The following is a 12,719-nucleotide window of genomic DNA, read 5'->3' as shown; positions in this document are numbered from 1 at the left end:
TCAGAACTTCATCGGATCCATGATCGCGTCGAGGTTCAGGTGGTCGCAGAACTCGAGGAAATCGTCGCGCAACGCGGCGATGTGCATGTTCGCCGGGATGCCGATGGTGATCTGCGCCGAGAACATGTCGGCGCCGGTCTGCATCGCGCGGTAGCGCGAGGAGTGCAGGCTTTCGATCGTGATGCCCTGGCGATCGAAGAAGTCCGCCAGCTGGAACAGGATGCCGGGCTTGTCGGCCGCAACCACTTCCACCACATACGGCAGCAGGTTCGACTGCACCGGTTTCGGCCCGGTGCGGTACCACACCAGCTTGAGGTCTTCCTCGCGCTCCAGGCGCGTGAGCATCGCTTCGAGCTTGGCGACCGCATCCCAGGGGCCGTTCGCAAGCGCGGTCACCGACACGTCGCGACCCACGGTCGACAGCCGGGTATCCACGAGGTTGCAGCCACTGTCGGCGATCCGGCGTGAGACCGACAGCAGCGGCGAGGCCGGATGCGTCGTATACGCGTTGATCAGCAGGTAGTTCTCGTTCGGCGACGGACGGGAAGCGGTATCGGAATCGGTCAAGGCGGGGTCCGCGGCGGGAAATCGGTGTGGCAAGGGGAATCGGCTGCGACTGGAGGTGAACCGCAGCCCGGCGCGGGCGGCGAACGCAGCCAGCATACTTGCCCGTACTTCACGGCCGCAAGTAACATCGGCCGGCGTTTTCCCGCGCCATTCCGCCGTCCGCGGGCCATCCGGCCACACGCGCCGACGCCCGCCCCACGTCTTCTGGAATCTCCATCTTGCGTCTCTCCGGCAGCATCACCGCACTCGCGACACCGTTCACCGCCCAGGGCGATCTGGATCGTCAGGCGTGGAAACGGCTGGTCGCGTCGCAGCTCGAGGCCGGAACGCAGGGACTGGTGGTGGCCGGGTCGACCGGTGAGGCCGCGATGCTGGACGAGGCCGAGTACGACTGGCTGGTGACCTCGGCGCTGGCCCTGGTGGCCGGGCGCGTGCCCGTGCTTGCGGGCACCGGGCAGTCGTCCACCGCGCGCACTATTGCACTGACCCGCCATGTCACTACGCTGGGCGTGGACGCTGCGCTGGTCGTCGTGCCGCCGTATGTGCGGCCGACCCAGGCCGGCCTCGTCGCGCATTTCCGCGCGGTCGCCGAGGACGGCGACGTGCCGGTGCTGCTCTACAACGTGCCCGGCCGGACCGGTTCGGACATGCTGCCCGACACCGTCGCGACGCTGGCTGCGCACCCGCGCATCGTCGGCATCAAGGAAGCGCACAACGGCATCGAGCGCATGCAGGCGCTGCTGGCACTGCGCGGCGACGGTTTCGTGGTGCTGAGCGGCGATGACCCGACGGCCGCGCGCGCCATGCTGGCCGGCGCCGACGGCACGATCTCCGTCGTATCGAACATCATTCCTGGCGCCTTCCGGCAGCTCTGCGATCTCGCGCGCGACGGCCGCGCGGACGAGGCGCAGGCCTGGGACGTGCGCCTGCAGCCGATCCACGATTTTTCCGGTATCGAGCCCAACCCGATTCCGGTCAAGGCGGTGCTGGCGCGGCAGGGCTACGGCCACGGCTTGCGCCTGCCTCTGACCACACTGGCCGACGCGCACCGCGCGCAGGCCGACGATGCAGCGCGACTGGCGGCGGACCTCGAAGCGTCCTGCCGCGCACGCGCTGCCTGATTTCCCAGGAGACCTGTCCCGATGCGTCCATCCAATTCCTTCATCCGCCCCGTCGGCATCGCCGTGCTGACGGCTGCCATCGTGGGCGCCAGCGGCTGCAGCTGGCTCAAGCGCGATAACGCGCTGTACGCCGGCAGCCCGGAGAGCCGTCCGCTCGAAGTGCCGCCGGATCTCGACCAGCCGCGCACCGACGGTGCGATGGCGCTGCCGCCTGCTGAAGGCTCGGTCACGCGTTCGGGCACGGCCGCCGCGTCGTCGGCGCCTGCCGCGTCGAATGTCGCGTTCAACGTGGCGGGCGCGCGCGACGACGTGTTCACCCGCGTCGGCGAGGCGTTGGACGGCACCGAAGGCGTCACCGTCTCCAGCCGTTCCCAGGCTCTGGGCACCTACGAGGTCGCCTATGCCGACAGCCAGTTCCTGGTGCGCGTGAGCGCGGCGCAGGGCGGTGCTTCGGTGAGCGCGGTCGATCCGCGCGGCGTGGCCGCCACTGGCGATGCGCCGGTGCGCCTGATCGCCACGCTGCAGGCGGCGCTGGCCAACTGATCCGTCCGGCAGTCACGGACACGAAACGGGCGCCATCGGCGCCCGTTTTCAATTCCGGCTGCGGCGCGTGTTCAGCGCTCCAGCAGGGGCAGCTTGTCGGGCTTGCCTTCCCAGTCCTTGGCGTCGGGCAGGCCGTCCTTGCGGGTGGTGATCACCGGCCACGCACGCGACAGTTCGGCATTGAGCGCGACGAACTGCTCCTGTCCGGCCGGCACGTCGTCCTCCGGATAGATCGCGTTGATCGGACATTCCGGCTCGCACAGGGTGCAGTCGATGCACTCGTCCGGATCGATGACCAGGAAGTTCGGGCCTTCGTGGAAGCAGTCCACGGGACACACTTCGACACAGTCGGTGTATTTGCACTTGATGCAGTTTTCGGTCACGACGAACGGCATGGGCGTTTCGGTGCGGCTACGAAGGCGGGGGAGTGTAAGGCAGTCGATCGATGCGCTGTGCGAAGCGTTCGCATTTGCCGCAGTGCCATCCGGTCGATGCGGCGCTGACGCCCAATAAAAAACCCGCGTCCGGAGACGCGGGTTTTTCGGATATGGTGCTCCCTACGGGATTCGAACCCGTGTTTTAGCCTTGAGAGGGCCACGTCCTGGGCCTCTAGACGAAGGGAGCGATGTAGGCCGCGGAGCGGCAACCGGTTGGACGACCGGTCTGCAAAACGTTGGATCACGTGTGCAGCTTGCTAGTATATCAGGCTTGCGGGCGCCGCAACGGCAGCCTCTGGAAAATTTTCACATTGATGGACAACGTTCGACCCACCCCCGTCGCTGACCTGCGGATCATCCCGCGCGACCAGCATTCGATCTCACGGCGACAGATCAGTCAGAACGCGCTGCGCGTGCTGTATCGCCTGCACGAGGCCGGCCACGCCGCCCATCTCGTCGGCGGCGCGGTGCGCGACATCCTGGTCGGCCTTGCGCCGAAGGATTTCGACGTCGCCACGGACGCCACGCCCGAAGAGGTCAAGGCGCTGTTCCGCAACTGTCGCCTGATCGGGCGCCGGTTCCGTCTGGCGCACGTGGTGTTCGGCCGCGAGATCATCGAGGTCGCCACGTTCCGCGCGAACGTCGACGACGGCAGCGGTGACCGCGAAGTGCACGACGGCGGTCGCCTGTTGCGCGACAACGTCTACGGCACGGTCGAGGACGACGCGGTCCGCCGCGACTTCACTGCTAACGCGCTCTATTACGCGATCGCGGATTTCTCGGTGCGCGATTACACCGGCGGCTTCGAGGACGTGCAGAACCGCGTGCTGCGCCTGATCGGTGATCCCGACACCCGCTACCGCGAGGATCCCGTGCGGATGCTGCGCGCGGTGCGGCTGGCGGCGAAGCTCGACTTCGCGATCGAACCCGGTACCGCCGAACCGATCCCGCGTCTGGCGCATCTGCTGGGCGAGGCCGCGCCTGCGCGCCTGTTCGAGGAGTGCCTGAAGCTGTTCCTGTCGGGGCATGCGGTCGCCAGCTTCGAGCGCCTGGAAACGCATGGCCTGTTGCAGGCGCTGTTTCCCGAAACCGCGGCGGCGCTTGCGAGCAATCGCAGCGGCGCGCTGCGCGCGATGGTCCTGGCCGGACTGCGTTCGACCGATGCGCGCATCGCCGCGGGAGATCCGGTCTCGCCGGCGTTCCTGTTCGCGACGCTGCTGTGGCCCGCATACTGCCGCGCGATGATGAAGCTGCAGTCCGAGGGCGTGCAGCCCGTCGACGCGCAGCGCCGCGCCGCCGACCGGGTCACGCTGCACCAGCTGGCCACGATCGCGCTGCCGCGCCGCTTCTCGTTGCCGATGCAGGAAATCTGGCTGTTGCAGACCCGGTTCACGCAGCGCCAGCGCAAGCGGGTCACGCGCACGCTGTCGCATCCGCGCTTCCGCGCCGCGTTCGATTTCCTCGTGTTGCGCCAGGCCGCGTCCGACGGACATACGGCCGACGTCGCGTTCTGGCAGGAAGCGCAGCACGATCCGGACCATGCGATCGCCCTGTTCCCGGCCGAGGACGAGGCGGGCGGCGAAGACGGGCAGGCACCGCGCAAGCGTCGTCGCCGTCGCCGGACCGCGGCGTCCGAGTGATCCGCACGATCGCGCCGCGCTGATGGGCGTGCGGATCTTCGTCGGCCTGGGCGCGAACCTGGGCGACGCGGCGGTTACGCTGCGCGCCGCGGCCGATGCGCTGTCTGTGGCGGACGGGTTCGCGGACGTCCAGTGCTCGCGGCTGTATCGCACGCCGGCCTGGGGGCGCGAAGACCAGCCGGACTTCATCAATGCGGTCGCGTCGGCGACCACCCCGCTGCCGCCGCTGGATGTGCTCGCGCGGCTGCTCGACATCGAACGCGCATTCGGGCGCAGCCGCGCGCCGGACGGCAGCGACCGCTGGGGCCCGCGCACGCTGGATCTGGACCTGCTGCTCTACGGCGACGAGCGCATTGCGCTCCCCGGCCTGGCCGTGCCGCATCCGCATCTGCACGCACGGGCGTTCGCACTCGTGCCGCTGCTCGAACTGGCGCCCGCGGCGACGATTCCCGGCATCGGATCCGCGGCCGATGCGCTTGCGCGCGTGGATGGCGGCGGCATCGAAGCGCTACGCTAGACCGATGACGACTTCCGCATCCGCTGCTCCGGTCACCGTGCCGGCCCTGTTCGAGGCCCGCGCCGCCGGCCGCCGCCTCGCCATGCTGACCGCGTACGACGCCGGATTCGCGCGCGTGCTCGACGCTGCCGACGTCGATCTGCTGCTGATCGGCGATTCGCTCGGCATGGTGGTGCAGGGCCACGGGTCCACCTTGCCGGTGACCGTCGACGACATCGCGTACCACACGGCCTGCGTCGCACGCGTGGTGCGGCGCGCGCTGGTGATCGCCGATCTGCCGTTCCAGGCCGATGCGACGCCCGAGCGCGCGCTCGACGCCGCGACGCGCCTGCTGCAGGCCGGCGCGGGCATGGTCAAGCTGGAAGGCGCGACGCCGAACAAGTGCGAGGTCGTGCGGTTTCTGGTCGAACGCGAGATTCCGGTCTGCGCGCATCTGGGCCTGACCCCGCAGTCGGTGCTGCGCTTCGGTGGCTTCAAGGTGCAGGGCCGCGGCGACGCTGCCGCGCAGGCATTGCGCGACGACGCCCGTGCGATCGCCGAGGCCGGCGCGTCGCTGATCGTGCTCGAAGGTGTGCCGGCGCCGCTGGCCGCGGATGTCACCCGCGCATCGCCCGTGCCGACGATCGGCATCGGCGCCGGACCCGACTGCGACGGCCAGGTGCTGGTGCTGCACGACATGCTGGGCCTGGACAGCGGACACCGCCGGCCGCGTTTCGTGCGGGACTTCCTCGCCGAGGGCGGTTCGGTCGATGGCGCGGTACGCGCCTATGTCGCGGCCGTACGCGATGGCAGCTTTCCCGGCCCCGAGCACAGCTACAAGTAATTTCCGCGGTCGGGAGAGACGTCATGGCGAGCGGTGCGTGCCTGTGCGGTGACGTGCGGTTCGAGGTCGCGGGGCCACTGGCACCGCCCGATGCCTGCCACTGCGTGGCCTGCCGGAAATCCTCCGGTCACGTGTTCGCCTCGACGGATGTCCCGGTCGAGGCCTTGACCGTGCTCGATCCGCAGGCCTCGCTGCGCTGGTACGCCAGTTCGGCGCGTGTGCGCCGCGGCTTCTGCGGCCGCTGCGGCGCATCGCTGTTCTGGGCGCCGGTCGGCGGCGCGAAGATCGCGGTGGCCATGGGCGCCTTCAACACCGCCACAGGCACCCGCCTGCACATGCACATCTTTGTGGCGGAGCAGGGCGACTACTACACGATCGACGACGGACTGCCGCAGCACGCGCGCTGACGCGCGGCGCGCCCGATCTGCGAAAATCGCCGGCTCCCCCGTCTCTCCGGATCTGCCGTGATCGATATCGTCCACGACCTGGCCGCCCTGCGCGCGCGCGTTGCCGGCTGGAAGTGCGAGGGTCTGCGTGTCGGTCTGGTGCCCACGATGGGCAATCTGCATCCCGGACATTTCTCGCTGGTGGAAGCGCTGAAGCCGCGGGTCGACCGCATCGTCGCGAGCGTCTTCGTCAATCCCACCCAGTTCGGGCCGGGCGAGGATTTCGACCGCTACCCCCGCACGCCCGACGACGACGCGCGCGGACTCGACGCGGCGGGGTGCGACCTGGTGTGGCAGCCGTCTGTGGAGACGATGTATCCGCTCGGCATCGACGGAACGGTGACCGTCCGCGTGCCCGGCATCACCACCATCCTCGACGGCGCCCACCGCCCCGGACATTTCGATGGCGTGGCGACGGTGGTCGCGCGGCTGTTCAACCAGGTCCAGCCGGATGTGGCCGCCTTCGGCCGCAAGGATTACCAGCAGCTCGCGGTGATCGCCCATCTCGTCGCCGACCTCGCGTTTCCGGTCGAGCTGCTGCCGGTGGCGATCGCGCGCGAGGATGACGGCCTGGCGCGCAGTTCGCGCAACCAGTACCTCGATGCCGGGGCGCGGTCCCGCGCGCCGGCGCTGCATCGCGCGCTGGTGTCGGTGCGCGATGCACTGCAGACCGGGCAGGCAGCGGCTTCGGCCGAGGCGGCCGCCATCGCGGCCCTGGGCGCCGACGGCTTCGACGTCGATTACGTCGAAGTCCGCGCGGCCGACCTGTCGGATTACGCCGGGGGCGCCGGCGTGGTGCTGGCGGCTGCGCGTCTCGGCCGCACGCGCCTGATCGACAACCTCGAATTCAGCTTCGACGGGGCCGGCGCGGGCGGCTGAATCTTCCTGTCGCAGCGGGCGGGCGCGTGTTGCGATGCCACATCGCGTCCCTATACTTGCCGGTTCCTGCGGGACTTTCCGCGTTTCCCGATGCCTTCCGGCCGTATCGCCATGCAACTGACCCTGCTCAAAGCCAAGATCCATCGCGCCTCGGTGACCCATGCCGAACTGCACTACGAAGGGTCCTGCGCGATCGACGCCAACCTGCTCGAACTGTCGGGCATCCGCGAATACGAGCGCATCGAGATCTACAACATCAACAACGGCGAGCGTTTCGCGACCTACGCGATCCGTGGTGAGGCCGGCAGCGGCGTGATCTCGGTCAACGGCGCGGCCGCGCACAAGGCCGGCGTCGGCGACCTGGTGATCATCTGCGCCTACGGCGCCCTCGACGAGGCCGATGTCGCGGCGTTCAAGCCGAAGCTGGTCTACGTGGATCGCCAGAACCGGATGACCCACACCAACGATTCGATTCCCGCGCAGGCCGCCTGATGACCATGGCGGTGCGACTGATCCGAGACACGCTGGCGCCGCATGCGCGGCGCCTCGATTCGGCGCGCATCGCCGACCTCGTCGCCGGCGACGCCGATCGCCCGCAGGATTTCGCGCTGCGTATTGGCGGTCTCTACGCCAGCTTCGCGCGCCAGCGGTTCGATCGCGAGGCACGTGATGCGCTGGTCGCGCTCGGCGCCGACGCGGCATTGCCGCAGGCGTTCCGCGCGCTGTTCGACGGCGTGACCGTCAACACGTCCGAGGGCCGGCCGGCGCTGCACGTGGCCCTGCGCTCGGCGTTGTCCGACGCGGCGGTCGCGCGTGACGCGCACGCCGAGGCGGCTGCGGCGCGTGTGCGCATGGCGGAACTCGTCGCCGCGCTCGAGGCGTCCGACGTCACCGACATCGTCAATGTCGGCATCGGCGGTTCCGATCTCGGGCCACGCCTGGTCGTCGACGCACTCAAGGATTTCGGCACCGGTCGTTTCCGCGTGCACTTCCTGACCAATGTCGACGGCAGCGATGCCCAGCATCTGCTCAAGGGACTGGATCCGGCACGCACCGCGGCGATCCTCGTTTCCAAGACCTTCAGCACCCAGGAAACCCTGCTCAACGGCGCCGTGGTCCGCGACTGGCTGGGCGGCAGCGACCGCCTTTACGCGGTCAGCGCGAACGTCCCGCGCGCAGAGGCCTTCGGCGTCGCGCCCGAGCGCGTGCTGCCGATGTGGGACTGGGTGGGTGGCCGGTATTCGCTATGGTCAGCGGTCGGTTTTTCGATCGCGTTGGCCGTCGGCATGGACGGTTTCGAAGCGCTGCTGGCCGGCGCAGGCGACATGGACGCGCACGTGCTGGATGCTCCGCTGTCGGACAACCTGCCGGTGCTGCATGCACTGACGGCGATCTGGAACCGCAACGCGCTGGGCCTGTCGACGCACGCGGTGCTGCCCTACGACGAGCGCCTGGCGCTGCTGCCGGCGTATCTGCAGCAGCTGGTGATGGAGAGCCTGGGCAAGTCGGTCACGCCCGACGGCGCGCCGGTCGGCGCGGACACCGTGCCCGTGCTCTGGGGCGGCCCCGGCACCAATTCCCAGCACAGCTTCTTCCAGGCCCTGCACCAGGGCACGCAGATCGTGCCGGCCGATTTCATCGGCGTGGTCACGCCGGCGCATCCGTATGCCGACAACCACGCTGCGCTGCTGTCGAACCTGCTGGCGCAGACCGAAGCGCTGGCGAATGGCTTTGCCGCCGACGATCCGCAGAAGTCCTATCCGGGCAACCGCCCGTCGACGCTGCTGCTGCTCGACCGTCTCGATCCGCGCAGCCTCGGCGCCCTGATCGCGCTGTACGAACACAGCGTCTATGCGCAATCGGTCCTGTGGGGCATCAACGCCTTCGACCAGTGGGGCGTCGAGCTGGGCAAGCGCATCGCCGGCGAACTGCTGCCGGCCGTACAGGGCAGTGGTGCGGCGGTTGCCGATCCGGTCACGCGCGCGTTGCTGGACGAGATCCACACCCGCGCCGGGCGCGGGTGAGCGGCGAGGTCAGGATCCGTCATGCCGAGCCGGCCGATGCGGCCGGCCTGCACGCCCTGTTTTCCGAGGCGTCGGCGTATGCCGGCACGCTGCAGCTGCCGTATCCGTCGCTGGCCGCCTGGTCGCGGCGGCTGACCGATCTGCCGGGCCATGTCGTGCAGCTGGTGGCCGACGATGCGGGCGTGGTCGTCGGCGCGGCAGGATTCGATGTGTTGCAGCCGCCACGACGGCGGCATGTCGCCAACCTCGGCATGGCGGTGGTGGCCGAGCGTCGCGGTCAACGCATCGGCAGCGCCTTGCTCGCGGCGGCGATCGACACCGCGGAGCGCTGGCATGGTGTGCGCCGGCTCGAACTCGAGGTCTATGTCGACAACGCGGCTGCGATCGCGCTCTACGCGCGGCATGGCTTCGAACACGAAGGTGTCGCGCGCGGCTACGCGCTGCGCGACGGCCGGTATGTCGATGTGGCGCTGATGGCGCGGATCGCGCCGGACGCCTGACGGCGCGCAAACGGTTCGACATGTCGTCGCGCGCCAGTGCGTGGCGTGCGTGCACGCGGTCGGCTCAATCGACGCGATGCCGCGCCAGCGCCCATTCGATGTGTTCGTCGACCAGGGCATCGCCCGAATGCCGGCGGCTGTGCAGGGCCGCGACCGTGCCCGGTGTGGTCGGGGCATTGCCCAGCGCGACCGCGATATTGCGCAGCCAGCGCCGGTGGCCGCTGCGCCGGATCGGCGAGCCTTCGGTGCGCTGCAGGAATTCGTCTTCGTCCCAGGCGAACAGCTCGGCCAGCGTCGCGGTATCGAGATCGTTGCGGGCGCGGAAATCCGGCTCGTCGGTGCGTTTCGCGAACTTGTTCCAGGGGCAGACCAGCTGGCAGTCGTCGCAGCCGAAGATGCGGTTGCCGATCAGCGGTCGCAGCTCGGGATCGATCGCGCCCTCGTGCTCGATCGTCAGATAGGCGATGCAGCGCCGCGCATCCAGCCGGTGCGGCGCGACGATCGCCTGCGTCGGGCAGACGTCGATGCAGCGCGTGCAGGTGCCGCAGTGCGCGGTGGCCGGTGCATCGACCGGCAGCGGGATGTCGACGTAGATCTCGCCGAGGAAGAACCACGAGCCGCCGTTCTTGTCGATCAGGCAGGTGTGCTTGCCGATCCAGCCCAGGCCGGCATTGCGCGCCAGTGCACGTTCCAGCACCGGCGCCGAGTCGACGAACACGCGATGGCCGAAGGTGCCGAACTCGCCGGCGATACGATCCGCGAACTTCTGCAGACGGTTGCGCATCAGCTTGTGGTAATCGCGGCCCAGCGCGTACCGCGCGACGTAGGCACGTGTGCCGTTGGCCAGCGTGGTCCAGGCGCTGTCGTCGTCGTTGCGGCCGTAGTCCAGACCGACCGAGATCACGCGCACCGTGCCGGGCAGCAGTTCGGCCGGACGCGCCCGCAGGTCGCCGTGCCGCGCCATCCACTCCATCGTGCCGTACAGGCCCTGGGCCAGCCAGTCGCGCAGATGCGCCGCGTCTTCGCCCAACTCGATGCCGGCGATGCCGCAGCGCTGGAATCCCATGTCGGCTGCGATCTCGCGCACGCGCTCGGCCATCCGCAACGGCGACGGCGCGCATGCGACATCGTCGATGGCGGGGGGCAGGCTCATGAGAGGCGAAGTATAGAATCCGCCCGATGAGTGCTCCCAGTCTTCCCGCATTGCCCGGCACGCCGCTGTACACCAGCGCGTCGCTGCGCGCGATCGAAACGGCGGCGCTTTCGGATCTCGTCGATCCCGGCGCGTTGATGGCACGCGCGGGCCAAGCCGCATGGACCTGCCTGCGCGCGCACTGGCCGCAGGCGCAGCGTCTGTGCGTGGTCTGCGGGCCCGGCAACAACGGCGGCGATGGTTACGTGCTCGCACGCATCGCCCATGAGGCGGGTCTGGACGTCGACGTCGTCCGCTTGCCGTCGCATACGCCGCGGGGGGCGCTGGCGCAGGCGGCCTGCGCGGCCTTCGTCGAGGCCGGTGGACGCGTCCTTCCGTTCGAGGGCGGTGTGCTGCAGGCAGACGTGCTGGTGGATGCGCTCTACGGCATCGGCCTGTCGCGCGCGGTCGAAGGCGACAGCGCGGCGCTGATCGACGCTATGCAGGCGACGGATGCGCCGGTGTTCGCCCTGGACGTACCGAGCGGTTTCGATGCCGACCTCGGCAGCGCGCCGGGCACTGCGGTCCGCGCGACGCGCACCCTGCAGTTCCTGGCCGCGCACGTGGGGTTGCAGACCGGCGACGGTGCCGACCATGCCGGCGCGCTTTCGCTGGCATCGCTGGATACCGATCCTGCACGGACGGCGGCCGCTCCGATGGCCGCGCGCCGTATCGCCGTTGCCGATCTGGCGCACTGGTTGCGGCCGCGTGGGCGCAACAGCCACAAGGGGGCATCCGGCCGGGTGCTGTGCATCGGTGGCGACCACGGTACCGGTGGCGCAGTCGTGCTGGCCGCCGAGGCCGCACTGCGCACCGGCGCGGGTCTGGTCCGCGTCGCGACGCGGGCCGCGCACGTCGCGCCGCTGCTGGCGCGCTGCCCCGAGGCGATGGTCAGCGTGATCGAGACCGATGCCGTGCTGGCCGGCCTGCTCGATGCGGCCGATGTCGTCGCGCTCGGGCCTGGCCTGGGGCAGGGCGCGTGGGCGCACGGCCTCTACGCCGACGTACTGGACGCCGCGCCGGTCCTGGTGCTGGACGCCGATGCCCTGAACCTGCTGGCCGCACGACCGCGTGCCGTGCCGCCCGGCACCATCCTCACCCCGCATCCGGGCGAGGCCGCGCGTCTGCTCGGCTGCGCGACCGCCGAGGTGCAACGCGACCGCCTGGCCGCGGTGCGCGCGCTGGCCGAACGCCACGCCGCCGTCGTGGTGCTCAAGGGCGCCGGCACCCTGGTCTGCGCGCCGGGCGCCACGCCCTGGCTGATCGCCGCCGGCAATCCCGGCATGGCGACCGGGGGCATGGGCGACGTGCTGACCGGCGTCATCGCCGCCTTGCGGGCGCAGGGAATTGGACCAGAGGACGCCGCTGTGTGCGGCGCCTTGCTGCACTCGGCCGCAGGCGACATCGCCGCAGCTGCGGGCGGCGAGCGTGGCCTGCGCGCGACCGACGTGATCGCGGCGCTGCGCCGGCTCGCCAATCCGGAGACACGCTCATGAACGACGACACGATCCGCTGGCCGCTTCCCGACGAAGCCGCCACGCTCGCCTTCGCCCGCGCGCTGGCGGCCACCGCGCCGATGCCGGCCGTGGTGCATCTGGCCGGCGATCTGGGCGCCGGGAAGTCGACCCTGGCGCGCGGCTGGCTGCGCGCGCTCGGCGTGACCGGCACGGTCCGCAGCCCCACCTACACCCTCGTCGAGCGCTATCCGGTACCCGGCGGCGAGGCGCTGCACCTCGACCTCTACCGGATCGGTGACATCGGCGAACTCGAGTTCCTGGGCCTGGACGACGTGGCCGCCGCGCTGTGGCTGATCGAGTGGCCGGATCGGGGCGCGGCCGCGTTGCCGGCGCCGGATCTGCGGATCGAACTGGCGCAGGCCGGTGCAGGCCGGATCGCCTGTCTCACGCCGCTGAGCGCACCGGGACGGGCATGGCTGGACGATCGCCTGATCACCCATCGGCTTGAGTCCGCTTCCTGAACCGAAACCACAGGAAGGGATCGCAGGTCGTGGATTTGAAAGGGAAAACGTA

At 69.9% G+C, this 12,719-nt stretch carries 15 protein-coding genes and 1 tRNA gene; 12 read left to right on the top strand and 4 right to left on the bottom strand.

Annotated features, from left to right (window positions below; genetic code table 11):
- A complete protein-coding gene (locus AC3A5K_RS04790; RefSeq protein ID WP_487616384.1) occupies positions 1–600 on the bottom strand; it encodes a glycine cleavage system transcriptional repressor in 600 nt (199 codons plus the stop codon).
- Positions 601–785: 185 nt separating this feature from the next.
- Here AC3A5K_RS04790 and dapA point away from each other — a divergent pair, with 185 nt between their 5' ends.
- Positions 786–1,688 carry a 4-hydroxy-tetrahydrodipicolinate synthase gene (gene dapA, locus AC3A5K_RS04785; RefSeq protein ID WP_487616383.1) on the top strand — a complete coding sequence of 301 codons (903 nt, stop codon included), beginning with the start codon at positions 786–788 and terminating at the stop codon, positions 1,686–1,688.
- Between the two features lie 21 nt (positions 1,689–1,709).
- Positions 1,710–2,231, top strand: coding sequence for a hypothetical protein (locus AC3A5K_RS04780; protein ID WP_487616382.1), 522 nt, complete (start codon positions 1,710–1,712; stop codon positions 2,229–2,231).
- Between the two features lie 71 nt (positions 2,232–2,302).
- Here AC3A5K_RS04780 and fdxA read toward each other — a convergent pair whose 3' ends face one another.
- Together fdxA and AC3A5K_RS04770 are read right to left on the bottom strand one after the other, a co-directional pair.
- Positions 2,303–2,626: a ferredoxin FdxA gene (gene fdxA, locus AC3A5K_RS04775; RefSeq protein WP_487616381.1), complete on the bottom strand. Its 324-nt coding sequence runs from the start codon at positions 2,624–2,626 to the stop codon at positions 2,303–2,305.
- A 153-nt stretch (positions 2,627–2,779) separates the two neighbouring features.
- Positions 2,780–2,855: transfer RNA gene (locus tag AC3A5K_RS04770), tRNA-Glu, on the bottom strand.
- A 127-nt stretch (positions 2,856–2,982) separates the two neighbouring features.
- On the opposite strand from AC3A5K_RS04770, the gene pcnB reads away from it, so the two are divergent.
- The 8 genes from pcnB to AC3A5K_RS04730 all read left to right on the top strand — a co-directional run bounded on the left by pcnB (position 2,983) and on the right by AC3A5K_RS04730 (position 9,497).
- Entirely contained in the window at positions 2,983–4,308 is a 1,326-nt protein-coding gene (gene pcnB, locus AC3A5K_RS04765; protein ID WP_487616380.1) for a polynucleotide adenylyltransferase PcnB, read from the top strand.
- A 22-nt stretch (positions 4,309–4,330) separates the two neighbouring features.
- Positions 4,331–4,825 (top strand): 2-amino-4-hydroxy-6-hydroxymethyldihydropteridine diphosphokinase, encoded by a 495-nt coding sequence (gene folK, locus AC3A5K_RS04760; protein ID WP_487616379.1) that lies wholly within the window; start codon positions 4,331–4,333, stop codon positions 4,823–4,825.
- Between the two features lie 4 nt (positions 4,826–4,829).
- Entirely contained in the window at positions 4,830–5,648 is an 819-nt protein-coding gene (gene panB, locus AC3A5K_RS04755) for a 3-methyl-2-oxobutanoate hydroxymethyltransferase (RefSeq protein ID WP_487616378.1), read from the top strand.
- A 23-nt stretch (positions 5,649–5,671) separates the two neighbouring features.
- Entirely contained in the window at positions 5,672–6,055 is a 384-nt protein-coding gene (locus AC3A5K_RS04750; protein WP_487616377.1) for a GFA family protein, read from the top strand.
- Between the two features lie 57 nt (positions 6,056–6,112).
- Positions 6,113–6,973 carry a pantoate--beta-alanine ligase gene (gene panC / locus AC3A5K_RS04745; RefSeq protein WP_487616376.1) on the top strand — a complete coding sequence of 287 codons (861 nt, stop codon included), beginning with the start codon at positions 6,113–6,115 and terminating at the stop codon, positions 6,971–6,973.
- Positions 6,974–7,084: 111 nt separating this feature from the next.
- Positions 7,085–7,465 (top strand): aspartate 1-decarboxylase, encoded by a 381-nt coding sequence (gene panD / locus AC3A5K_RS04740; protein ID WP_487616375.1) that lies wholly within the window; start codon positions 7,085–7,087, stop codon positions 7,463–7,465.
- Between the two features lie 5 nt (positions 7,466–7,470).
- A complete protein-coding gene (pgi, locus tag AC3A5K_RS04735; protein WP_487617051.1) occupies positions 7,471–8,997 on the top strand; it encodes a glucose-6-phosphate isomerase in 1,527 nt (508 codons plus the stop codon).
- Entirely contained in the window at positions 8,994–9,497 is a 504-nt protein-coding gene (locus tag AC3A5K_RS04730) for a GNAT family N-acetyltransferase (protein WP_487616374.1), read from the top strand. The genes pgi and AC3A5K_RS04730 overlap by 4 nt, the downstream gene beginning before the upstream one ends.
- 64 nt (positions 9,498–9,561) lie before the next feature.
- Here AC3A5K_RS04730 and queG read toward each other — a convergent pair whose 3' ends face one another.
- Positions 9,562–10,632 carry a tRNA epoxyqueuosine(34) reductase QueG gene (queG, locus tag AC3A5K_RS04725; RefSeq protein ID WP_487617050.1) on the bottom strand — a complete coding sequence of 357 codons (1,071 nt, stop codon included), beginning with the start codon at positions 10,630–10,632 and terminating at the stop codon, positions 9,562–9,564.
- A 44-nt stretch (positions 10,633–10,676) separates the two neighbouring features.
- Between queG and AC3A5K_RS04720 the strand changes: the two genes are divergently transcribed.
- Positions 10,677–12,185: an NAD(P)H-hydrate dehydratase gene (locus AC3A5K_RS04720; RefSeq protein WP_487616373.1), complete on the top strand. Its 1,509-nt coding sequence runs from the start codon at positions 10,677–10,679 to the stop codon at positions 12,183–12,185.
- Positions 12,182–12,667, top strand: coding sequence for a tRNA (adenosine(37)-N6)-threonylcarbamoyltransferase complex ATPase subunit type 1 TsaE (tsaE, locus tag AC3A5K_RS04715; protein ID WP_487616372.1), 486 nt, complete (start codon positions 12,182–12,184; stop codon positions 12,665–12,667). Before AC3A5K_RS04720 ends, tsaE begins: the two co-directional genes overlap by 4 nt.
- Positions 12,668–12,719 lie beyond the last annotated feature (52 nt).

The sequence above is a fragment of the Luteimonas sp. Soil_C_5 genome, from assembly GCF_057656615.1.
The sequence above is the reverse complement of the archived record's forward strand: the minus strand, read 5'-3'. Positions and strand labels throughout refer to the sequence as shown.